At 62.5% G+C, this 264-nt stretch carries 1 pseudogene; it reads right to left on the minus strand.

Annotation, left to right across the window (positions count from 1 at the left end):
* Window positions 1–264: pseudogene (gene tuf, locus VRY85_RS14900) on the minus strand (elongation factor Tu); the annotation flags it as partial.

Below are 264 nucleotides of genomic sequence, written 5' to 3' on the forward strand. Positions count from 1 at the left end.
CACCCACCTTCACCACACCACGCTCGATACGGCCGGTTACCACAGTACCGCGACCCGAGATGGAGAACACGTCTTCCACAGGCATCAGGAATGCGCCGTCGACAGCACGCTCAGGCTGGGGAATGTAAGTGTCCAGCGCTTCGGCCAGTTGCAGAATGGCTTGCTTGCCCAGGGGGCCTTCGTCGCCATCCAGCGCCAGCTTGGCGGAACCCTTGATGATGGGGGTGTCGTCGCCCGGGAAGTCGTACTTGGACAGCAGCTCGC

It is taken from the genome of Achromobacter sp. F4_2707 (genome assembly GCF_047501535.1).
Lineage (GTDB): Bacteria > Pseudomonadota > Gammaproteobacteria > Burkholderiales > Burkholderiaceae_B > Yanghanlia.